The 21929-nt window shown below is 63.3% G+C and carries 25 protein-coding genes; 16 read left to right on the top strand and 9 right to left on the bottom strand.

Going from position 1 to position 21929, the window contains the following annotated elements; translation table 11 throughout:
* Window positions 1-82: 82 nt before the first annotated feature.
* From P9255_RS15285 to P9255_RS15260, 6 genes are all read left to right on the top strand, one after another.
* Window positions 83-1117, top strand: a complete 1035-nt coding sequence (locus tag P9255_RS15285) for a methionine ABC transporter ATP-binding protein (RefSeq protein WP_309764324.1) — start codon at window positions 83-85, stop codon at window positions 1115-1117.
* Window positions 1107-1760: a methionine ABC transporter permease gene (locus P9255_RS15280; protein ID WP_309789982.1), complete on the top strand. Its 654-nt coding sequence runs from the start codon at window positions 1107-1109 to the stop codon at window positions 1758-1760. The genes P9255_RS15285 and P9255_RS15280 overlap by 11 nt, the downstream gene beginning before the upstream one ends.
* Window positions 1761-1785: 25 nt before the next feature.
* Window positions 1786-2580, top strand: a complete 795-nt coding sequence (locus P9255_RS15275) for a MetQ/NlpA family ABC transporter substrate-binding protein (RefSeq protein ID WP_309789981.1) — start codon at window positions 1786-1788, stop codon at window positions 2578-2580.
* A 195-nt stretch (window positions 2581-2775) separates the two neighbouring features.
* Entirely contained in the window at window positions 2776-3525 is a 750-nt protein-coding gene (locus tag P9255_RS15270; RefSeq protein ID WP_309789980.1) for an electron transfer flavoprotein subunit beta/FixA family protein, read from the top strand.
* The gene (locus P9255_RS15265) at window positions 3525-4460 is read left to right on the top strand and encodes an FAD-binding protein (protein WP_309764327.1); all 936 of its coding nucleotides are present in this window, start codon (window positions 3525-3527) and stop codon (window positions 4458-4460) included. The genes P9255_RS15270 and P9255_RS15265 overlap by 1 nt, the downstream gene beginning before the upstream one ends.
* A gap of 103 nt (window positions 4461-4563) precedes the next feature.
* The gene (locus tag P9255_RS15260) at window positions 4564-6354 is read left to right on the top strand and encodes an acyl-CoA dehydrogenase (RefSeq protein WP_309764328.1); all 1791 of its coding nucleotides are present in this window, start codon (window positions 4564-4566) and stop codon (window positions 6352-6354) included.
* Between the two features lie 42 nt (window positions 6355-6396).
* On the opposite strand, the gene P9255_RS15255 is transcribed toward P9255_RS15260, so the two are convergent.
* Window positions 6397-7689, bottom strand: coding sequence for a D-amino acid dehydrogenase (locus tag P9255_RS15255; protein ID WP_309789979.1), 1293 nt, complete (start codon window positions 7687-7689; stop codon window positions 6397-6399).
* 141 nt (window positions 7690-7830) lie between these two features.
* On the opposite strand from P9255_RS15255, the gene P9255_RS15250 reads away from it, so the two are divergent.
* Both P9255_RS15250 and P9255_RS15245 read left to right on the top strand, forming a co-directional pair.
* Complete coding sequence (locus P9255_RS15250) at window positions 7831-8319, top strand: Lrp/AsnC ligand binding domain-containing protein (RefSeq protein ID WP_035959661.1); 489 nt, start codon at window positions 7831-7833, stop codon at window positions 8317-8319.
* A 72-nt stretch (window positions 8320-8391) separates the two neighbouring features.
* Complete coding sequence (locus P9255_RS15245) at window positions 8392-9516, top strand: PA0069 family radical SAM protein (RefSeq protein ID WP_309789978.1); 1125 nt, start codon at window positions 8392-8394, stop codon at window positions 9514-9516.
* 17 nt (window positions 9517-9533) lie between these two features.
* Here P9255_RS15245 and P9255_RS15240 read toward each other — a convergent pair whose 3' ends face one another.
* The gene (locus tag P9255_RS15240; protein WP_309764331.1) at window positions 9534-10025 is read right to left on the bottom strand and encodes an NINE protein; all 492 of its coding nucleotides are present in this window, start codon (window positions 10023-10025) and stop codon (window positions 9534-9536) included.
* Window positions 10026-10270: 245 nt separating this feature from the next.
* Here P9255_RS15240 and rpsP point away from each other — a divergent pair, with 245 nt between their 5' ends.
* From rpsP to P9255_RS15210, 6 genes are all read left to right on the top strand, one after another.
* A complete protein-coding gene (gene rpsP / locus P9255_RS15235; RefSeq protein WP_035959657.1) occupies window positions 10271-10525 on the top strand; it encodes a 30S ribosomal protein S16 in 255 nt (84 codons plus the stop codon).
* 104 nt (window positions 10526-10629) lie between these two features.
* On the top strand, window positions 10630-11361 hold the full coding sequence (gene rimM / locus P9255_RS15230) for a ribosome maturation factor RimM (RefSeq protein ID WP_309764332.1): 732 nt from the start codon (window positions 10630-10632) through the stop codon (window positions 11359-11361).
* Window positions 11362-11403: 42 nt separating this feature from the next.
* Window positions 11404-12174, top strand: a complete 771-nt coding sequence (gene trmD / locus P9255_RS15225; RefSeq protein ID WP_309764333.1) for a tRNA (guanosine(37)-N1)-methyltransferase TrmD — start codon at window positions 11404-11406, stop codon at window positions 12172-12174.
* 130 nt (window positions 12175-12304) lie between these two features.
* Window positions 12305-12694 (top strand): 50S ribosomal protein L19, encoded by a 390-nt coding sequence (gene rplS / locus P9255_RS15220; RefSeq protein ID WP_035959654.1) that lies wholly within the window; start codon window positions 12305-12307, stop codon window positions 12692-12694.
* A 155-nt stretch (window positions 12695-12849) separates the two neighbouring features.
* A complete protein-coding gene (locus P9255_RS15215; protein WP_309765421.1) occupies window positions 12850-13503 on the top strand; it encodes a CoA pyrophosphatase in 654 nt (217 codons plus the stop codon).
* A 126-nt stretch (window positions 13504-13629) separates the two neighbouring features.
* Window positions 13630-14568, top strand: coding sequence for a CobD/CbiB family protein (locus P9255_RS15210; protein ID WP_309764334.1), 939 nt, complete (start codon window positions 13630-13632; stop codon window positions 14566-14568).
* Between the two features lie 5 nt (window positions 14569-14573).
* On the opposite strand, the gene P9255_RS15205 is transcribed toward P9255_RS15210, so the two are convergent.
* From P9255_RS15205 to P9255_RS15195, 3 genes are read right to left on the bottom strand one after another with little or no spacing between them, the layout of a single operon-like run.
* Window positions 14574-14897 carry a DUF2007 domain-containing protein gene (locus P9255_RS15205; RefSeq protein ID WP_309764335.1) on the bottom strand — a complete coding sequence of 108 codons (324 nt, stop codon included), beginning with the start codon at window positions 14895-14897 and terminating at the stop codon, window positions 14574-14576.
* Entirely contained in the window at window positions 14894-15829 is a 936-nt protein-coding gene (gene rsgA / locus P9255_RS15200; RefSeq protein WP_309764336.1) for a ribosome small subunit-dependent GTPase A, read from the bottom strand. The genes P9255_RS15205 and rsgA overlap by 4 nt, the downstream gene beginning before the upstream one ends.
* Window positions 15826-17094, bottom strand: coding sequence for a M48 family metallopeptidase (locus tag P9255_RS15195; protein WP_309764337.1), 1269 nt, complete (start codon window positions 17092-17094; stop codon window positions 15826-15828). Before P9255_RS15195 ends, rsgA begins: the two co-directional genes overlap by 4 nt.
* Window positions 17095-17223: 129 nt before the next feature.
* On the opposite strand from P9255_RS15195, the gene orn reads away from it, so the two are divergent.
* On the top strand, window positions 17224-17829 hold the full coding sequence (gene orn, locus P9255_RS15190; RefSeq protein ID WP_309764338.1) for an oligoribonuclease: 606 nt from the start codon (window positions 17224-17226) through the stop codon (window positions 17827-17829).
* On the opposite strand, the gene mog is transcribed toward orn, so the two are convergent.
* Entirely contained in the window at window positions 17826-18446 is a 621-nt protein-coding gene (mog, locus tag P9255_RS15185; RefSeq protein WP_309764339.1) for a molybdopterin adenylyltransferase, read from the bottom strand. The two genes, orn and mog, sit on opposite strands and share 4 nt — an antisense overlap.
* Window positions 18430-19035 carry a ribosome biogenesis factor YjgA gene (yjgA, locus tag P9255_RS15180; RefSeq protein WP_309764340.1) on the bottom strand — a complete coding sequence of 202 codons (606 nt, stop codon included), beginning with the start codon at window positions 19033-19035 and terminating at the stop codon, window positions 18430-18432. Before yjgA ends, mog begins: the two co-directional genes overlap by 17 nt.
* Before the next feature lie 204 nt (window positions 19036-19239).
* Between yjgA and pmbA the strand changes: the two genes are divergently transcribed.
* Entirely contained in the window at window positions 19240-20610 is a 1371-nt protein-coding gene (gene pmbA / locus P9255_RS15175; RefSeq protein WP_309764341.1) for a metalloprotease PmbA, read from the top strand.
* A 55-nt stretch (window positions 20611-20665) separates the two neighbouring features.
* On the opposite strand, the gene P9255_RS15170 is transcribed toward pmbA, so the two are convergent.
* Window positions 20666-21163: a dihydrofolate reductase gene (locus tag P9255_RS15170; RefSeq protein ID WP_309764342.1), complete on the bottom strand. Its 498-nt coding sequence runs from the start codon at window positions 21161-21163 to the stop codon at window positions 20666-20668.
* Between the two features lie 315 nt (window positions 21164-21478).
* A complete protein-coding gene (locus P9255_RS15165; protein ID WP_309764344.1) occupies window positions 21479-21778 on the bottom strand; it encodes a hypothetical protein in 300 nt (99 codons plus the stop codon).
* Window positions 21779-21929 lie beyond the last annotated feature (151 nt).

Below are 21929 nucleotides of genomic sequence, written 5' to 3'. Positions count from 1 at the left end.
AGCAGAAAACCAGCGGCGGCCGGCTGCGCGGGTGCGTTCACCCGGCGAAGCCCTCCGCCGTTTGCCTTTTCATGACCGGCGCATGATCGAAATACGTAACCTCTCGCAGCGCTTTGCGGGACCCCGGGGCTGGGTCGAAGCGCTGCATAACGTCAATCTGACGATACCCGCCAGCGAAATCTTCGGCATCATCGGGCGCAGCGGGGCGGGCAAGAGCACGCTGGTGCGCACCATCAACCTGCTGACCCGGCCAAGCGAAGGCAGCGTCGTGGTCGACGGGCGCGATCTCACCACGCTCGGCAAGGACGACCTGCGCGCCGCGCGCCGCGACATCGGCATGATCTTTCAGCACTTCAATTTGCTGTCGTCGCGCACGGTGTTCGGCAACGTCGCGCTGCCGCTCGAACTCGCCGGCATGAAGCGCGCGGAAATCGAAGAGACGGTTCTGCCGCTGCTCGAACTCGTCGGCCTCACGCAGCACAAGGACAAATATCCCGCGCAGATCAGCGGCGGCCAGAAGCAGCGCGTGGGCATTGCGCGGGCGCTCGCGAGCAAGCCGAGCGTGCTGCTCTCCGACGAAGCCACGTCGGCGCTCGATCCGGAAACGACGCGCGCGATTCTCGACCTGCTGCGCAAGATCAATCGCGAGCTGGGCCTGACCATCGTGCTGATCACGCACCAGATGGAAGTCATCAAGCAGGTCTGCGATCGCGTGGCCGTGCTCGATGCGGGGCGCGTCGTCGAAGAAGGCAAGGTGGTCGATGTCTTCATGCAGCCGCGTCATGAGGTCACGCGCGCGCTGATCGGCGATGTCATCGCGCACGAGTTGCCGCCGGCCCTGAAGGCGCGCGTTGCCGAGCGTCTTTCGACCGGCAGCGGGCATTTGCTGAGACTCGCTTTCACGGGTTCCGGCGTCGATCAGCCGATTCTCTCGGAGACGATTCGCCGCTACGAACTCGATTTCAACATCCTGCATGGCCAGATCGACGAGATTCAAGGCCAGGCGTTCGGCTCGCTCGCGGTGCTCGCGGGCGGACAGCCGGTGAAGGTCGCGGAAGCGATCGCCTTTTTGCGCGCACAAGGCGTCGTGGTGGAGGAGCTTTCCCATGTTGAGTGAAATGTTCGACATGTTCGTGCAGTCGTTCTGGGAGACGCTGGTCATGGTCGGCATCTCGGGACTCATCGGCGCGGCGCTCGGCCTGCCGCTCGGCGTGCTGCTCTACCTGACCGACCGCGACGGCGTGCTGCAGAACATCGGCGTGAATCGCGTACTCGGCGGCGTCGTGAATGCGGTGCGCTCCACGCCGTTCATCATCCTGCTCGTCGCGGTGATTCCGTTCACGCGGCTCGTTGTCGGTTCGTCGATCGGCACGGCGGCGGCGGTCGTGCCGCTTACCATCGCTTCGGCGCCGTTCATCGCGCGCCTCGTCGAAACGGCGCTGCGCGAAGTGGATCGCGGCCTGATCGAAGCCGCCCAGGCGATGGGCGCGACCACGAGCCAGATCGTGTTCAAGGTGCTGCTGCCGGAAGCGCTGCCGGGCGTCGTCGCGGGGCTGACGATCACGTTCGTGTCGCTCGTCGGCTATTCGGCGATGGCGGGCGCGATTGGCGGCGGCGGTCTCGGCGATCTCGGCATCCGCTACGGCTATCAACGCTTCCTGCCTGAAGTGATGCTCACGGTCGTCGTGATCCTCATCGTGTTCGTGCAGCTCGTGCAGTCGTTCGGCGACTGGCTCGTGCGCCGTCTGAGCCATAAATAACTCCATCGAAAAGAAAGGTCAGCAGATGCAACGTCGATTCATTCTGAAGTTCGTAGCCGCCCTGGGTGCGGCGTCGCTGTTCGGCGCAGCGCATGCCGATGACAACGCGATCAAGGTCGGCGTGACGGGCGGCCCGCACGCGCAGGTGATGGAAGTGGTGAAGCAGGTCGCCGCGAAGAACGGGCTGAAGATCACGGTTATCGAGTTCTCCGACTACGTGCAGCCGAACGCCGCGCTCGCCGCCGGCGATCTCGACGCGAACAGCTATCAGCATCAGCCGTATCTGGATGCGCAGGTGCGCGATCGAGGCTACAAGCTCATCAAGGTGGCCGATACGGTCACGTTCCCGATGGGCATTTATTCGAAGAAGCTCAAGTCGCTCGGCCAGTTGCCGAACGGCGCGCGCATCGCGGTGCCGAACGATCCGACCAACGGCGGCCGCGCGTTGCTGCTGCTGCAGAAGCAGGGGCTGCTCAAGCTGCGCGCCGACGCGGGGCTGAAGGCGACGCCGCTGGATATCGTCAACAACCCGAAGAAGCTGAAGATCGTCGAACTGGACGCCGCGCAGATTCCGCGCTCGCTCGCCGACGTCGATGCCGCCGCGATCAACACCAACTTCGCAATGGAAGCGGGCCTGAAGCCGAAGTCCGATGCAATCGCCATCGAAGATCCGCACGGTCCGTACGCGAACATCATCGCAATTCGCGCGGCCGACAAGGACAGGCCGTGGGTCGGCAAGCTCGTCGCGGCGTATCACTCGCCCGAAGTGAAACAGTTCATCGAAGGCAAGTATGCAGGCGCGGTGATCGCTGCCTGGTAAGTCTTCGCGACGGTCGTTCGGGTTTTCTGGGATGTTAATCGAACGACCGTTCTATAAAATCGGGCACAAAGCTCGGAAACCTACATCCAATCTGATGCACGCTGACCCGGCCCTCCCGACTGGAGGGGGAAATCGCGATCGTGTCGCTCGTATAATGAGCTTGGGTTGACGTAATCGTAACTTTGGAGCGTGTGCATGAAAATTCTGGTGCCAGTCAAGCGCGTGGTCAACTACAACGTCAAGGTGCGCGTGAGGTCGGACAACACGGGCGTCGATATCGCCAACGTGAAGATGTCGATGAATCCGTTCGATGAAATCGCCGTGGAAGAGGCGGTCCGTCTGAAGGAAGCAGGCGTGGCGACGGAAGTGATCGCCGTGTCGTGCGGCGTGACGCAGTCGCAGGAAACGCTGCGCACGGCGCTTGCCATCGGCGCGGATCGCGCCATTCTCGTCGAATCCACCGAAGACCTGCAGCCGCTCGCGGTGGCGAAGATTCTGAAGGCATTGGTCGATCAGGAAAAGCCTGAACTCGTCATTCTGGGCAAGCAGGCCATCGACGACGATTCGAATCAGACCGGCCAGATGCTCGCTGCACTCGCGGGCCTGCCGCAAGCGACGTTCGCATCGAAGGTGACGATCGCCGACGGCAAGGCCACGGTTGCGCGTGAAGTCGATGGCGGCGCGGAAACGCTGTCGCTGAAGCTGCCGGCCGTCGTCACGACGGACCTGCGTCTGAACGAGCCGCGTTATGTGACGCTGCCGAACATCATGAAGGCGAAGAAGAAGCCGCTGACGACGGTGAAGCCCGCCGATCTGGGCGTGGATGTCACGCCGCGTCTCAAGACGCTGAAGGTCGTGGAGCCGCCGAAGCGCAGCGCGGGCGTCATGGTGCCCGACGTCAATACGCTGGTTCAGAAGCTGAAGAATGAAGCGAAGGTGATCTGATGACGACTCTCGTAATTGCGGAACACGACAACACGTCGATCAAATCGGCGACGTTGAACACGGTCGCGGCAGCGGCCAAGATTGGCGGCGACGTGCATGTGCTCGTCGCGGGTTCGAACGCGCAAGGCGCGGCGGACGCAGCGGCGAAGATCGCGGGCGTGTCGAAGGTGCTGCTCGCCGATGCGCCTCAACTGGCAGAGGGCCTGGCCGAGAACGTCGAAGGCACGGTGCTCAACATCGCGAAGGATTACTCGCACATCGTCGCCCCGGCTACGGCCTACGGCAAGAACATCGCTCCGCGCATCGCAGCGCATCTGGATGTCGCACAGATCAGCGACATCACCGCTGTCGTCAGCGCCGATACCTTCGAGCGCCCGATCTACGCGGGCAACGCAATCGCGACGGTGCAGTCAACCGATCCTATCAAGGTCATCACCGTACGCGGCACGGGCTTCGACGCGGTCGCGGCGGAAGGCGGCAATGCGTCGGTCGAAAAGATCGAAGCCGCGGCCGATGCGGGCGTCTCGCAGTTCGTGAGCCGCGAAATCACGAAGCTGGATCGCCCGGAGCTGACGAGCGCGCAGACCATCGTGTCGGGCGGCCGGGGTCTCGGCAGCGGCGAGAACTACACGCACGTGCTCGAGCCGCTCGCGGACAAGCTCGGCGCGGCGCTGGGCGCATCGCGTGCAGCTGTCGATGCGGGCTATGTGCCGAACGATTATCAAGTGGGTCAGACGGGCAAGATCGTCGCGCCGCAGTTGTACGTGGCGGTCGGCATTTCGGGCGCGATCCAGCACCTGGCCGGCATGAAAGATTCGAAGGTGATCGTCGCGATCAACAAGGACGCCGAAGCGCCCATCTTTAGCGTGGCCGATTACGGTCTCGTCGGAGATCTGTTCTCGGTCGTGCCGGAGCTGGTCAAGGAACTCGGCTAAAGCGCGGCGGCCATCGCTGCCGATGAGCGAAAGGGCGCGACGACCGTTGCGCCCTTTTTTGTATCCGCTGGACGAGAGAAGCATCACAGGAGGAGACACGACAATGAGCTATCGCGCCCCCGTCAAGGACATGCTGTTCGTGATGAAGGAGTTGGCGGACCTGGACAGCATCGCCGCGTTGCCCGGCTTCGAAGACGGCAACTTCGACACCGCGCAGGCCGTTCTCGAAGAAGCCGCGCGATTCTGCGGCGAAGTGATCGCTCCGCTGAACGTCGCGGGCGACCGCGACCCGAGCGCATGGTCGAACGGCGAAGTGCGGACGACGCCGGGCTTCAGGGACGCGTTTCGCCAGTTCGGGGAAGGCGGCTGGCAAGGCGTCGTGCATCCGTCGGAGTTCGGCGGACAGAATCTGCCGAAGCTGATCGCAACGGCGTGCATGGAAATGCTGAACTCGGCGAATCTCTCGTTCGCGCTATGCCCGTTGCTGACCGATGGCGCCATCGAAGCGCTGCTGACGGCCGGCACCGACGAACAGAAGGCGCGCTATCTGCCGAAGTTCATTGCAGGCGTCTGGACCGGCACGATGAATCTTACCGAGCCGCAGGCGGGCTCGGATCTCGCCCTGGTGCGTACGCGCGCCGAACCGCAGGGCGACGGCACGTACAAGCTCTTCGGCACGAAGATATTCATCACCTACGGCGAGCACGACATGGCGGAGAACATCGTGCATCTCGTGCTCGCGCGCACGCCGGATGCGCCCGAAGGCGTGAAGGGCATCTCCCTTTTCATCGTGCCCAAATTCATGGTGAATGACGACGAAACGCTCGGCGCGCGCAACGACGTTCATTGCGTGTCGATCGAGCACAAGCTCGGCATCAAGGCGAGCCCGACGGCGGTCTTGCAGTTCGGCGATCACGGCGGCGCGACCGGTTATCTGATCGGCGAGGAGAATCGCGGGCTCGAGTACATGTTCATCATGATGAACGCGGCGCGCTTCGCAGTCGGGATGCAGGGCGTCGGCGTATCGGAGCGGGCGTACCAGCAGGCGGTCGCGTACGCGAAAGAACGCGTGCAGAGCCGTCCCGTCGATGGCAGCGCGAAGGAAGCGGTGACGATCATCCATCACCCCGACGTGCGCCGCATGCTCGCGACGATGCGCGCCTACACCGAGGGCACGCGCGCGCTCGCGTATGTCGCCGCCGCGCACAGCGATGTCGCGCACGCGCATCCGGACGAAGCGCAGCGCAAGAAGCACCAGGCGGTGTACGAATTTCTCGTGCCGATCGTCAAAGGCTTTAGCACCGAGGTTTCCGTCGATGTCGCGAGCATCGGCGTGCAGGTTCACGGCGGCATGGGCTTTATCGAGGAGACAGGCGCGGCGCAGTACTACCGCGATGCGCGCATCCTGCCGATCTACGAAGGCACGACCGCGATCCAGGCGAACGATCTGATCGGCCGCAAGACCGTGCGCGATGGCGGCGCGGCGGCGCAACTGCTGCTTGCGCACATCGACCAGACCATCGCCGCGCTCGCGGAAGTGGAGGGCCAGCCGTTCAGGTCGATGCATCGGCATCTGAGCGCGGGCGCATTGTCACTCGGGCGGTCGGTCGAATTCATCGTCGCGAAGTTCAAGAGCGACCCGAACGCGGTGTTTCTCGGCAGCGTGCCGTATCTGCGGCTGGCGGGGATTGTCTTGTGCGGCTGGCAGATGGCGCGCGCGATGCTGGTTTCTCACGCGAGGCGCGCAGACGACGAGTCGTTCCACACGGCGAAGATCGCGACGGCGCAGTTCTACGCGGAGCACGTTCTGTCGCTTGCACCGGGGCTCGAAGCCGCCATCATCAGCGCGAACGGTAGCGAAGGCGTGCTCGCGCTGAACGAAGATCAGTTCTGAAACGACAACGGCGCCTTTCTTTCGAGAGGCGCCGTTGAGTGGTCAGACTTTGGCGTAAGCCGGACGCGTATTCACGCCGACATCGCCCAGGTAACGATGCACCGACAGGTCGTCCGAGCGGATCGCCGGCTGCTTGCCGGACATCAGATCGGCGAGCAGCTGGCCGGAGCCGCACGACATCGTCCAGCCGAGCGTGCCGTGCCCGGTGTTCAGGAACAGGTTCGGCACCGGCGTGCGTCCGACGATCGGCGTGCCGTCCGGCGTCATCGGGCGCAGGCCGGTCCAGAACGTGGCGCTCGTGGTATCGCCGCCGCCGGGAAACAGGTCGTTCACGCACATTTCCAGCGTCTCGCGGCGCGCCATCTTCAGCGTCTTGTCGTAGCCGACGATTTCCGCCATGCCGCCCACGCGGATGCGGTCGTTGAAGCGCGTGATCGCGATCTTGTACGTCTCGTCCAGCACCGTCGATACCGGCGCGCGGTTCGCATCGACGATCGGCGCGGTGATCGAATAGCCCTTCAGCGGATAGACCGGAATCTTGACCAGATCGCCCAGCAGCTTCGGTGAGTACGAGCCGAGCGCGACGACGAAGGAATCGCCCGTTACGAGTTCATCGCCGCATTTCACGCCCGCGATGCGGCCGTTGCTGACGGCGAGCCCGTCGATCGGCGTGTTGTAGCGGAACTTGACGCCGAGCGATTCGGCCATCGCGGCGAGGCGCGTGGTGAACATCTGGCAGTCGCCGGTTTCGTCGTTCGGCAGCCGCAGGCCGCCCGTCAGCTTGTGCGATACCGCGGCCAGCGCCGGTTCCGCCTTCGCCAGTTCAGCCGAGGACAACAGTTCGAACGGCACGTTGGCATCTTTCAGCACGCCGATGTCCTTCGCTGCGCCGTCCAGTTGTTGTTGCGTGCGGAACAGCTGCAGCGTGCCGCCCGTGCGGCCTTCGTACTGGATGCCGGTGTCGGCGCGCAGCGCCTGCAAGCAATCGCGGCTGTATTCGGCGAGGCGCACCATGCGGCCCTTGTTTACCGTGTAGCGATCCTGCGTGCAGTTGCGCAGCATCTGCCACATCCACTGCAGCTGGTTCATCGTGCCGTCGAGGCGGATCGCGAGCGGCGCGTGCTTTTCGAACATCCATTTCACCGCCTTGAGCGGCACGCCCGGCGCGGCCCAGGGCGATGCGTATCCCGGTGAAATCTGCCCCGCGTTGGCGAAACTGGTTTCGAGAGCAGGGCCGGATTCGCGGTCGATGACCGTGACTTCGAGCCCGGCGCGAGCCAGATAGTAAGCACTGGTCACACCGACTACGCCGCTTCCGAGAATAACGATACGCATGAGATCTCCGCTTTTTCGATCCGTCCGGACAGCGTAGCGCGCATGTTCTGCGGCGGGTTGTCCGTCTAGTGTTATCGCCTATACTAAGAAGATCGAGCCAGTTTTAGTTATTGTATTTGGTGGATTTTCAGGAAATAAGCAATGAGAACGCAGCGAAATCCGGTCCGGGCGCTCGACAAGCTGGACCACAAGATCTTGAACATCCTCCAGCAGGACGGGCGCATCGCGATGAAGGATCTCGCGGAGCGCGTCGGGCTTTCGGTCACGCCGTGTATCGAACGGGTGAAGCGCATGGAGCGCGACGGCGTCATCACCGGCTACTACGCGCGCGTGAACCCGACGCAGCTCGGCGCAGCGCTGCTCGTTTTCGTCGAAATCACGCTCGATCACAAGAGCGGCAACATGTTCGAGCAGTTTCGCCGCGAGGTGCAGCGCATTCCCGAGGTGCTCGAATGTCATCTGGTTTCAGGCGATTTCGACTATCTGATCAAGGCGCGCATCGGCGAGATGGCCGATTACCGGAAGCTGCTCGGCGACATCCTTCTGCAACTGCCGGGGGCGGTGCAATCGAAGAGCTATGTCGTGATGGAAGAGATCAAGGAAACGCTGACGATTCCCGTCGATGTGTGAAATTTCCGCTTGCGGCGATGCGTCGATACTGTATATTTATACAGGTATTATCGACGACGAGCCATCACCGCAATGCCAGCGCCGGACCGCGAATTTCCCGTTGCACCACCTTCGCCGCTCAAGGGGCGAGGCGCGGTCACGAACATTCAGGGGCGGTATGAGCGGGACGAACGCGAGTCCGTCGATGACGGCTGGGTGCATGAATCGGCGGAAGAGGAAGGCGCGCCCGTGTTGCGCACGCAAGTCTTCGAGGAGCGCGCGAAGAGCATCCTCACGCGCAACAACTCGCCGGACATTCCTTTCACGGTCTCGCTGAATCCGTACCGCGGTTGCGAGCACGGCTGTATCTATTGCTTCGCGCGGCCGACGCACAGCTATCTCGGCATGTCGCCGGGGCTCGATTTCGAAAGCCGCATCTATGCGAAGGTCAATGCGGGCGAGTTGCTGGAACGCGAGCTCGCAAAGCCGAACTATCAGCCCGATCCCATCGCGCTGGGCGTCAATACCGACGCGTATCAGCCGGTCGAGTGCGAACTCCGGCTGACGCGGCGCGTGACCGAATTGCTGCACGACTGCGGGCACCCTTTCGCGGCGATCACGAAGTCATCGCTGATCGAGCGGGACATCGACTTGCTCGCGCCGATGGCCGGGCGCGGACAGTTCATGGCCGCGATCACCGTCACCACGCTCGATGCCGACATCGCCCGCACGCTGGAACCGCGCGCGGCCACGCCGTCGCGCCGGCTGCGCACCATCCGCACGCTTGCGGACGCCGGGATTCCCGTGGGTGTGAGCATTGCGCCGGTCATTCCGTTCGTCACCGAGCCGGATCTCGAGCGCGTGCTCGAAGCCTGCGCGGAGGCGGGCGCGACGACGGCGAGCTACATCGTGCTGCGCTTGCCGTGGGAGGTCGCACCGCTTTTCAAGGATTGGCTGACGGCGCACTTTCCGGCGCGCGCGGACCGCGTGATGAGCCGCGTGCGCGACATGCGCGGCGGGAAAGACTACGACTCGGACTTCGCCACGCGCATGAAGGGCGAAGGCTTATGGGCGGACATGCTCAAGCAGCGCTTTCATCGGGCGACGAAGCGGCTCGGGCTGAATCAGCGCAATCGCGGCATTCTGGATATGTCGGATTTCAAGCGGCCTGCGTTGACCAGTACGCCGCCGCGCACGGGCCAGCTCGATCTGTTCTGAACGCCGCGATGACTGCTTTACTGCGACAGCGCCTTGGCGGCTTCGACCTGACCTTCGAAGTAGGTCTGGAACGTGAGCGCGAGTCCCGTCATCAGCAGAAAGGCGCCGATCAGTAACGAAAAGATCACGACGAAGATCACGGTCCAGCCGGAATCGCTCTGGCGGTTCGTGTGCGCGTTGAACTGGGCGTCCCATTTGGCGTCGGGCCGCAGTCCGTACACGATCGCCGAAAGAAACGCCGCCAGCAACGAAACCGCGCCGGGCAACGCCAGCGCCCAGCCGAGCACGGAGGTGCGTTCGCTCGCCGCAAGCATCAGGTAGCCGAACGCGCCCATCACAATTCCGACGATATGGGCCCAGCCGTACCTGTCGCGCATTCCATACAGATAGAAGCGGTGCAAACCAATGCTGCCGAACAGAAACGCGAGCGCCGCGGTGAGCGTCTTCGAGCGAAAGTAGGATGGGACTGGCTTCGGAGCGGAATGCGTGGCGACGGACGGAGAAGTCATCAGCGAAAGCAGTGTTAAGGTGTTGGCGCGCTGTGCGACCGCAGCGCAATCCGGTATTTTACGACGCGGGCGCCAGCGGCAGCACAGCGCTCTCGCCGCGCTTCCAAGCTATCGCGCAGCGGTGGGAATGCATCCTGAGCACGCGCTGCTCGCGAAAAATGCGTTAAGTGTTTGTTCGTGCTTTGGATTCCCGCTATAATCGCGTGTTCTGGTAGTTCCGAACCCCGGTTTTCAAGGATTTCAGCATGGTCATCATCCGTCTGGCTCGTGGCGGCTCGAAGAAGCGCCCGTTCTACAACATCGTCGCAACCGATTCGCGTAGCCGCCGTGACGGCCGCTTCATCGAGCGCGTGGGTTTCTACAACCCGGTCGCCACGAAGGGCGAATCGCTGCGTATCTCGCAAGACCGCCTGACCTACTGGCAAGGCGTTGGCGCGCAACTGTCGCCGACCGTCGAGCGTCTGGTCAAGCAATCGCAACAAGCTCAGCCGGCTGCTTAAGTCGTCTGATCGATTGAATCGATTGAATCGGTCGAAGCGATTGCGCACGCCGCGAGGCGCGGCTCAGTCGCCGAATCGTTCGAAATTTGCCCAAAGGTCAGCTGATGCCCGCACGTGATCCCCGAAACGGCCACGAGTCCGGCGCCATCAGTCAACCGAAGCCGGGGCAGGAAGAAAGCGCCGCCACGTTCGGTGCGTTTGTCCGCAAGCCGGGCGCGCGCCGCGGGGCGGCCGGCGCTTCTGCTGCAGTCAAGCCGGAAGAGCACGCGGGCAGCATCGAGCCCGTCGAGCAGTTGCCGGACGACGCGGTGGAAGTCGGTTTCATCGCGGATGCCTACGGCCTGAAGGGTTGGGTCAAGGTTACGCCGCATGCGTCGGCCAGTTCTGGCGGCGATGCACTGCTTACCGCGAAGCGCTGGTGGCTCGTCAAGAACCGGGATCGCAAGTCTGCGCGCTGTATCCAGTCGAAGGTGCACAGCGATTCCATCGTCGCGCGCCTCTCAGGCTGCGACGACCGCGACGCCGCGCTTGCGCTGAAAGGTCACACGATCCATATCGCCCGCAGCGACTTTCCGAAGCTCGACAACGAAGACGAGTTTTACTGGGTCGACCTGATCGGCATGGCGGTCGAGAACGAGGCGGGCGTCACGCTTGGCCACGTCGCCGACATGATCGACAACGGCGCGCATTCCATCCTGCGGATCGAGTATCCGAGCGAAACAAAGGATGGCAAGCCTGTCACGGGCGAGCGGCTCATTCCGTTCGTCGGCGTGTATGTGAAGACGGTGGATCGGGCGGCGAAGCGCATCATCGTCGACTGGGACGCCGACTATTAATTTGGTGCTCGTTTCGGACACCGGCAGAATACGGAGAGGGCGATGCAGTTCGATGTCGTGACGCTCTTTCCCGAGATGTTTCGCGCACTCACCGACTGGGGTATCACCAGCCGGGCGGTGAAGCAGGCGCGCTTCGGCCTGCGCACGTGGAATCCGCGCGATTTCACCACGGACAACTATCGCACCGTGGACGATCGTCCTTACGGCGGTGGTCCCGGCATGGTCATGCTGGCGCGTCCGCTCGAAGACGCGATCGCGGCGGCGAAAGCGGCGCAGCGTGAGCAGGGCGTCGAAGGCACGCGCGTCGTGATGATGTCCCCGCAAGGCGCGAAGCTGGACCACGACCGCGTCATGCGTTACGCGCAGGAACCCGGCCTCGTGCTGTTGTGCGGCCGGTATGAAGCGATCGACCAGCGTTTGATCGAACGCGTGGTGGATGAAGAAGTCAGTCTCGGCGACTTCGTGCTGTCGGGCGGTGAATTGCCCGCAATGGCGCTGATGGACGCCGTGGTGCGCCATCTTCCCGGCGTGCTGAACGACGCGCAATCGGCGGTGCAGGACAGTTTCGTCGATGTATTGCTCGATTGTCCGCACTACACGCGGCCCGAGGAATACGAAGGCATGCGCGTGCCGGATGTGCTGCTCGGCGGGCATCACAAGGAAATCGACGCCTGGCGCAGGCGCGAAGCACTACGCAATACCTTATTCAAGCGGCCCGATCTGATCGAGCGGGCGCGCAAGCAGAAGATGTTGAGCCGTGCCGATGAAGCGTGGCTCGCAGAACTCGCAAAGGGCGCGTCGAAGTCTGAATAGGCCGACGTGAACGAGCGGGACAAGGGGGCGTCGTGAGAACGGCGCCTGAAGCAAACCCATCCTCTACCGGGGCCTCATCGACAGAAGTGCGAGGCACACAACTCCGGCAAGATGGCACAAGGAGTCAGTAATGAATCTGATTGAACAACTCGAGAAGGAAGAGATCGCACGCGTGCTGGGCGAGAAGACCATCCCCGACTTCGGTCCGGGCGACACGGTCATCGTCAACGTGAACGTCGTCGAAGGTACGCGTAAGCGCGTTCAGGCTTACGAAGGCGTCGTGATCGCAAAGCGCAATCGTGGCCTGAACTCGAATTTCATCGTCCGCAAGATTTCGTCGGGCGAAGGCGTCGAGCGTACGTTCCAGACCTACTCGCCGCTGCTCGCGAGCATCGTCGTGAAGCGCCGCGGTGACGTTCGTCGCGCGAAGCTCTACTACCTGCGCGAGCGTTCGGGCAAGTCGGCTCGAATCAAGGAAAAGCTGGTCTCGAAGGACCGCGCTGCTTCCGCCGCCGAGTAAGTGGCTCAGTAGTTCGCTGGAATTGCTGCACCGGAAAAAGCACCCCTCGCGGGTGCTTTTTTCTTTGATGTGTTCAAATCGTATCTTCGACATTCAGGCTTGAGACCGTGTCCACAGGCAAGACATCGACTCCGCGCATTCTCGAACCCGAACTGATGCCGGTACTTTCCACCGGCGAAAGCATGCCGCCCATTCCGCCTGAGCGCCTGACGCCCGAGGGATTGCGCGCACGCTTTGCAAAGGAACTCGACTGGACGCAAGAGCCGCCCGAGCAGCGCATCAAGGCGATCGGCGGCGACCCGCGCGTGGCCTCCGTGCTCGTGGCGCTCGTGCTGCGCGAAGGCGGGCTGACCGTACTGCTGACTCAGCGCGCGGATCATCTGTCGGACCACGCCGGGCAGATCAGCTTTCCCGGCGGGCGGCGCGAGCCGGAAGACGCGGACGCCGCGGCGACCGCGCTGCGTGAAGCGCGCGAGGAAGTGGGCCTGAGCGGGGAGCATTGTGAAGTGATCGGCGCGATGCCCGACTATTTGACGGGCACCGGCTTTCGCGTGACGCCGGTTGTCGCGCTCGTGTATCCGCCGTTTTCGCTGCAGGCGGATACCCGCGAAGTCGCCGATATCTTCGAAGTGCCGCTTGCGTGGCTCATGAATCCGGCTAATCACGAAGTCCGGGTGTTTCGATGGGAAGGCGGCGAGCGCCGTTTCTTCGCGATGCCCTACACGCCGGCCGAAGGTAAGGCGCCTTACTTCATCTGGGGCGCAACGGCCGGCATGTTGCGCAATTTCTATCGCTTCCTCGCCGCGTGAGCGCGACGGCGCCGGCGGTCACGCGTGATGCGCGCGCGCCACGCGCCCGGTCGTCGTGATAAAGGCGGGAGGCGCTGTGCTATCGTTACGCGAAACTCGAATTAACCGACTGTTTCGACGCCTCGCATGACTTTTTTCTCCGTATTGCTGGCTCTCATCATCGAGCAAGTGCGCGCGCTCACGCCGCACAATCCCGTTTCGGCGCTGCTTCACTATCACGCGGAGTCCACCGCGCATGGCTTCGATGCCGGCAAGCAGAAGCACGGCATCGTCGCGTGGCTCGTCGTCGTGTTGCCGTGGACGCTGGCAGTCGGCCTAGTCTATTACGTGCTGTATCGCATCAACTTCGTTCTGGCCTTTTTGTGGAACGTGGTGGTCGTCTACTTCACGCTCGGCTTTCGCCAGTTCAGCCACTATTTCACCGATATCCACCTCGCCCTGAATAACGACGACGTGCCGCGTGCGCGCGAAGTGCTCGCCGAGTGGACCGGGCTCGACACGATCGACATGCCCGTCAGTGAAATCGTGCGTCATACGCTGGTTCACGCGGTGGTCGCGTCGCACCGGCACGTGTTCGGCGTGTTCTTCTGGTTTCTGATTCCGATCGGCCCGGCAGGCGCGGTGTTCTATCGCATCGCCGAGTATCTGGCGCGCGCGTGGGCGGTGCCGAGCCCCGAGCGCACCGCCGAGTTCTCGTCGTTCGCGCAGCGCGCGTTCTTCTTCATCGACTGGATACCGACGCGTCTGACCGCGATGGGCTTCGCGATCGTCGGCAACTTCGAGGACGCGATCTACGCGTGGCGCAATCATGCGCGCCAGTGGCCCGATGCGAATCAGGGCGTGTTGCTTGCGGCGGGCAGCGGCGCGCTCGGCGCACGCCTCGCGGGACCGCTCGCCGAGCCGTTGAGCGTCGAAGCACTGGCTGTCGGCGATGCAAGCCCGCTGCCCGTCGGCGACGACTGCACGCCACGCACGCTGCAGTCGGCGGTCGGCCTGGTGTGGCGTGCGGTCATCCTGTGGATGTTGCTGCTGCTGATGCTGACCATCGCCGTCTGGCTGGCCTGAGCGAATCAATCGTCGAGCGGATCGCGTTCCGTCTGACACTTCCAGCATACGGTGAATTGCGGTTCGAGCCATTCGCCGCAATGCTTGCACTTCCAGGGCCGGGCGTTCACGTCCGGCCCTTTTTGCGCGCGGTCGAGAAGGCGCTGCGCGAGCGTCTCGTCGCGGTCATCGACGATCCATATTTCCGGCGCGCATTGTTCCGCCGGAATTTCGCCCATCGCGCCGTTGAGATAGCGATTGTGCAACTCGCACGGCACGCCCGCCGTCTTCAGCACGTTCATCCAGTGATGCGCGGTGATGAGATTGGGCGCGCGCGTGAGCCGTTTCATCGCACGATCTGGCTGGCTTCGTGAACCAGTTGCGCATAAAGCGCGTGCCGCTCGGGCCTGATTTTTCCCGCTTCGACCGCTTCGAGCACGGCGCAGCCCGGCTCGTGCAGGTGATGGCAGTTATAAAAGCGGCAGTGGCCAAGATACGGTCGAAAATCCGCGAACGCGCGCTCGAGTTGGCCTTCGGACAAATGGTGCAGGCCGAATTCCTGGAAGCCCGGGGAATCGATCAGCGATCCACCGCCCGGCAGCGCATAAAGGCGGGTGAACGTCGTCGTGTGCCGGCCGCTGTTGAGCGCGGATGAGATTTCGCGCGTGGCCGCGTCGGCATCCGGGACGAGCAGGTTGACGAGCGTCGATTTGCCCATGCCCGACTGACCGAGCAGGATCGTCGCCCGGTCTTTCAGATGAGCGTCGAGTTGCGGATGCACCTCGCCCGGCTGCGTTTTCGCGGATAACTCGATCACCGTGTAGCCGAGTTCGCGATACGGAGCGAGCCGCTCGCGCGCCAGCGGCAACGCGCTTTCGACGTCGATCTTGTTGAGCACGATCAGCGACTCGAGGCCGTGCGCTTCCGCCGCGATCAGCGCGCGCCCGAGCAGGTCCTCGCTGAAATGCGGCTCGGTGGCGAGCACGACCAGCAGTTGGTCGAGATTTGCGGCGAAGAGCTTCGACTTGAACTGATCCGATCGATACAGCAGGTTGCGCCGCTCTCCGATCTCGACGATCACGCCCTGATCCACCGACGACTGCTCGTACAGCACGCTATCGCCGACCGCGACTTCGCTGCGTTTGCCGCGCGGGAAGCACTGGAGCATCGGACCGCCGTCGCCAGGCGTGACGAGATAATGCCGCCCGTGCGCGGCGATGACGGTGCCCGCGAGCCGTCCGTTAGCCGCCGCGCCGCCCTTGCGCGATGCACGCGCGGTCATGCGGCGTGCTGCATCAGACGATCGATGCGTTGCGATGCCGGCGGGTGCGAGTAGTAAAACGCGGTGTAGAGCGGATCGGGCGTGAGCGTCGACGCGTTGTCTTCATAGAGCTTGACGAGCGCGTTGACGAGGTCCTTCGGATCGGTCTGGCTTGCCGCGAACGCATCCGCTTCGAATTCGTTCTTGCGCGATGTCAGGCTGCCGAGCGGCGTGATGAAGAACATGAACACCGGCAGCACGAGCATGAAGAGCACGAGCGCGAGCCCGTTGTTGCTGCCGACGAGCGACGGTCGCACGCCGAGCCCTTCGTAGAACCACACGGTCTGCGCGAGCCATCCCAGCAGCGCCAGCATGACGAGGCTGATGCCGAACGTCACGAGCATCAGCTTCAACACGTGACGGCGCTTGAAGTGACCGAGTTCATGGGCGAGCACTGCTTCGATCTCGCTGCCCGAGAGGCGCGCGAGGAGCGTATCAAAGAAAACGATGCGCTTGGTCGCGCCGAAACCCGTGAAATATGCATTGCCGTGGGCCGAGCGGCGGCTGCCGTCCATGACGAAGAGTCCCTTCGCCGCGAAGCCCGTGCGCGACATCAGGTTCTCGATGCGCTTCACGAGCGCTTCGTCCTTCAGCGGCTCGAACTTGTTGAAAAGCGGGGCGATGAAAGTAGGGTAGATGACCATCGCGAGCAGTTGAAACGCGACCCACACCATCCAGGTCCAGAGCCACCAGTACGCGCCTGCGCGATCCATCAGCCAGAGTGTCAGCAGCAGAAGCGGCGCGCCGACGATCACGCCGATCAGCGTGCCCTTCAGGAGGTCCGCGAAGAACAGCTTCTTCGACATGCGATTGAAGCCGAACTTCTCCTCGATCACGAACTGGCGGAAGTAATCAAAGGGCAAGTCGATGACGCTCGTGATCGCCACCACCGACGCCACCAGCGCGATCTGACCGAGATAGCCGCGCCCGAGCCAGTCGGTGATGGCGTTGTCGAGCGCCTGCACGCCTCCGAGCAGCGTCAGCGCGACGAGCACGACGGCACTCGTCACGACTTCGATCATCGTGAGCCGCGTGCGCTCGACCGTGTAATCCGCCGCGCGCTGATGCGCGGTCAGCGGGATCGTGCCCGTGAACTGCGGCGGCACGCCGTTGCGGTGCGCGGCCACGTGCCGGATCTGGCGGGACGCGAGCCACAGTTTGGTCGAAACCATTGCGACGAGCGCGACGACGAAGATCGTCGAGAAAGCGAGAGTGAGGTTGGTCATCCGGGAATTCCGATTGAACTATGCGAGAATTATAGGTTGTTGGCTGTGCCGCCGTTGTCACATCATGCCATTGCATGCCGTTGCCATCGGGCGCGCCGCGGCCTCACCTCCTTCCCTCAGGCATCGCCCATGACCGACTCTTCCAGCCTTCCCGACGTCGAACCCGTGCTCGCGCGCAGCGAAATGAATCTCGTATGGCTCGACATGGAGATGACCGGGCTCGATCCCGACAATGACCGCATCATCGAGATTGCGGTGGTCGTGACAAACTCGACGCTCGACAAAATGGTGGAAGGTCCGGTGTTCGCCATCCATCAAACGGAGGAGGCGCTCGGACGCATGGACGAGTGGAACCGCAACACGCACGGGCGCTCCGGGCTGATTGAACGCGTGAAGGCGTCGACGGTGGATGAAGCCGAAGCCACGCGGCAGATTCGCAAGTTTCTCGGTCAGTACGTGCCGCCCGGCAAGTCGCCGATGTGCGGCAATTCGATTTGCCAGGACCGCCGTTTCATGGCGCGCTGGATGCCGGAACTGGAAACGTTCTTCCACTACCGCAACCTCGACGTGAGCACGCTGAAGGAACTGTGCCGCCGCTGGCAGCCTGCCATCTACAAGGGCTTCCAGAAGCGCGCGATGCACACGGCGCTCGCCGATATCCACGAATCCATCGACGAGCTCAAGTACTACCGCGAGCACTTCCTCATTCCGTCGTCGGCGGCTGACGCGTCTTAATCCTTCGGCGGGCGAATCGCGCTTTTCGGACGGAACGCGGCGACCACTTCCGCCCGCGTTTCAATGTACGGCCCGCCGATCAGATCGATGCAGTACGGCACCGCCGCGAAGATGCCCGGCACCGCGGTCTTGCCTTCGGCGTCTTTCACGCCTTCGAGCGTCTCGCGGATCGACTTCGGCTGTCCCGGCAAATTGATGACGAGCGCGGCGTGGCCGTCCGTTTCGCGGATGACCGCGACTTGCCGCGACAGGATCGCGGTCGGCACGAAGTTGAGGCTGATCTGGCGCATCTGCTCTCCGAAGCCCGGCATCTCCTTCGTGGCGATGGCGAGCGTCGCTTCCGGCGTCACGTCGCGGCGCGCGGGGCCGGTGCCGCCCGTGGTCAGCACGAGATCGCAGCCGAGCGTATCGACGAGTTCGACGAGCGTTGTGGAGATGGTCGTCGCGTCGTCCTGGATCAGGCGCGTTTCGGCGCGCCACGGCGATGCCAGCGCCTCGCCGAGCCACGCTTGCAGCGCCGGCAAGCCCTTGTCTTCATAGACGCCTTGCGATGCGCGATCGCTGATCGAGACGAGCCCGACGACGAGTTCGTCGGGATGATTACGCTTCGGAATCATCGTCTTCCTCGATATCGGCCGAATCGGCGTCATCTTCGACGCCCGCCGCGTTCTTGATCCACTGAAACAACTCGCGATAGTAGCGCGGCGGCTTCTGCTGCTCGCGTTCCTTGCGAGCGTTGCGAATCAGCGTCCGGCCTTCCTGCGCATCGACACCGGGGTGCTGGCGGATGAATTCGGTGAGCGCGGCGTCGTCGGCAAGCAGCTTTTCGCGCGTGCGCTCGATCCAGTGCAGGCGCGCGGTTTCCGCCTTGTTCACGCCTCGATGCGTGTCGAGCGCGGTGCGCAGCGCGGCGACCTGTTCCTCGTCCAGCGAACGCATGACGCGCCCGACGTACTGCAACTGGCGGCGCTTGCCTTCGTGATCGGTGATGCGGCGCGCTTCGCGCACGGCGTCGTCGAGGTCTTCGGGCATCGGCATGCGCTTGAGCGCGTCTTTCGGCAGCGCGATCAGCGCCTCGCCCAGTTCCTGCAGCGCGTGCATTTCGCGCTTGAGCTGAGATTTGCTGGGGCGATCGTAGCCGTGATCGTCGGCGTCGGCGTCGTTGCGGTCGGCTTCGATCGGTTGAATGCGGGTTTTACGGTTCATGCCGTCATTGTAGCTTGCGCCCGCGCGGGACCGGGCGCGCCGCGCACTCGATGGCGGGTGAATGCGCGCGGTCCTTGCTATGATCGCGTGACGGGCCGATGAGGCAGGCGAACGTTTCGCGCATGGGCCGGCATCGACACTGAATGACCAGAAGGCGCGCATCGCGCCCGGCTTTTGCAGTCAACGAAACCAAGGCAACGACAAATGGCAGCAGACATCGACGTCAAGCAACGCTTTTTCCCGCATACGCAAGACGAACTGAAGGAGATCGCCTCCGACATCCTGCGCTACGCGAAGGAGTTGGGCGCGAGCGATGCCGCCACCGAAATCTCCGAAGGCGATGGCCTTTCGGTGAGCGTGCGGCGCGGCGAAGTGGAAACCATCGAGCATAACCGCGACAAGATGGTCGGCGTGACGGTGTTCATCGGCAAGAAGCGCGGTAACGCGAGCACCGCCGACTTCACGCGCGAGGCGCTGCGCGACACGGTCGCGGCGGCGTACAACATCGCCCGCTTCACGGCGGAAGACAGCGCAGCCGGGCTTGCCGAGGAAGAACTGCTCGAGAAGTCGCCGCAGGATCTCGATCTCTATCACCCGTGGGAACTCGACGCGGACGAAGCCGCCGACATCGCGCGGCGCGCCGAGGACGCGGCCTTCGCCGTCGACAAGCGCATCACCAATTCGGAAGGCGCGAGCGTTTCCGCGCAGCATTCGCAGTTCGTGCTCGCGACGTCGCGCGGCTTCATGGCCGGTTATCCGTATTCGCGGCATTACATCGCGTGCGCGCCCATTGCGCAAAGCGGCCGCGACATGCAGCGCGACGACTGGTACACGTCGCGGCGCGCCGCATCGGAGCTGGCGGATCCCGAAGCCGTCGGCCGCTACGCCGCTCAGCGCGCGCTTGCGCGCCTGAACGCGCGCAGCCTCGATACCCGCAAGTGCCGCGTGCTGTTCGAAGCACCGCTCGCGGCGGGCATTCTCGGCGCGTTCGTGCAGTCGGTGAGCGGCGGCGCGCTGTATCGCAAGACCACGTTTCTGGTCGACAGCCTCGGCAAGCCGGTGTTCGCGCCGCACATCCAGATCGTCGAAGATCCGCACGTGCGGGGCGGCATGGGCAGCGCGCCGTTCGACGAGGAAGGCGTGCGCACGCAAAGGCGCAACGTGGTTGAGGACGGCGTCGTGCAGGGCTATTTCCTGTCGACCTATTCGGCGCGCAAGCTCGGGATGCAGACGACCGGCAACGCGGGCGGATCGCACAATCTGTCGATGACGAGCACGCACACGAAGCCCGAAGACGATTTCGAAGCGATGCTGAAGAAGCTCGGCACCGGCCTGCTGCTCACGGAGCTGATGGGGCAGGGCGTGAACTATGTGACGGGCGACTATTCGCGCGGCGCGTCGGGTTTCTGGGTCGAGAACGGCGAGATTCAGTACGCAGTCGAGGAAATCACCGTCGCGAGCACGCTTCAGGAGATGTTCCGGCATATCGAGGCAATCGGCGCCGATACGGTCGTGCGCGGCACGAAGGCAATCGGCTCGGTGCTGATCGAGCGGATGACGGTCGCCGGCCAATAAGCCTGCCGACGGAAAAAAGGCCCCGGACGTGCGAACCGTCCGGGGCCTTTGTCGTTCATGCGCGCCGTTCGTACGTCACGAACGCGAAGCCGAAGTCGTTCGGCGGCGCAGCGCGATGCGGCTCGCGGGACACTTCGCGCCACTGCGACGCATCCGGCGCGTCCAAGCGCGTGTTGCCGTCGAAATCGGCGTCGATCTCGGTGACGATCATCTTCCCTGCGCGGTGAATCGCATCGCCATAAAGCTGCGCGCCGCCGATGACGAACGCTTCCGGAACGCCATCGGCGGTGGCGAGCGCGAGCGCGGCGTCGATGCTCGTCACGGTATCGCAACCTTCGTAGCGTAGCGTCGCATCACGCGTCACGACGATATTACGCCGCCCCGGCAACGGCCGGCCGATCGATTCATGCGTCTTGCGTCCCATGATGATGGGCGCGCCCATCGTCGTGCGCTTGAAGAAGGCGAGGTCTTCGGGCAGGCGCCACGGCAGTTGGTTATCCCGCCCGATCACGCCATTGCGCGCGCGAGCGACGATCAGAGTCAGCGTCGTCATGTGGAAGTGGAAGTCAGGCCGCGGAAGGCGGGGGCACGATTCTACCCCGCGCGCGGGCGGGCGAGCGATCCTGACGGCGTTCGTCAGGCGTCGGGGAAATCGTCGGCGGGGACGTTGCTCATTGTACGGACGCGGGGCGCGACTTCGTCCCATAGCGTGACGCTGGGCTTCGCGCCTCGTGAACGTTCGCGAGCGTTCCGATGAAACGCGTCGGCGCTTTCAGCGTCGTTTGCATCGGGCAATTGCGCATCGAGCACCGATTGGCGCGGTAAAAAATTATCGAGAGCCATCTGTCGAACAGGAAATGCCAGCAATTTATTCCGGACTTGCGGCGGGGAATAACGGTATTGAATGTCCGGTATGAAAGACATCAGCGGAAGAAGATTCCGGCTTTTTAGCCGCGACGCGCGTATAAGCCACGGCAACGGATAAAGCTGTAGAAGCCAAATGCGTGCCATTTGCTTTCACGCCTTGTGCCGCGTGGCATTGCAGCGAGGACGGCAGGCGAGTTGACGTTTCAACGCTCGAAAACGTTTCACCGATGTAACAAGGCATCAGAAAGGCATGAAACGCTGCGCGATTCGGTATAAGCTTGGGTCCGATATAAACGGTCATGCCACGATTTTCCAAATGCATGCAAGCCCTTGCCGACGCACAGCCAGCAAGGCCCCGTGGCTAATTCAACGGCTAGTCGCCATATCTGTTTTCGCTGTTTCTGGGTTATAGTAGTCTCTCGACTGCGGCGCAGAATCATACAAAAAGGGTT

Origin of the sequence: Caballeronia sp. LZ019, from assembly GCF_031450825.1 — a bacterium.
GTDB lineage: Bacteria > Pseudomonadota > Gammaproteobacteria > Burkholderiales > Burkholderiaceae > Caballeronia.
The sequence above is the reverse complement of the archived record's forward strand: the minus strand, read 5'-3'. Positions and strand labels throughout refer to the sequence as shown.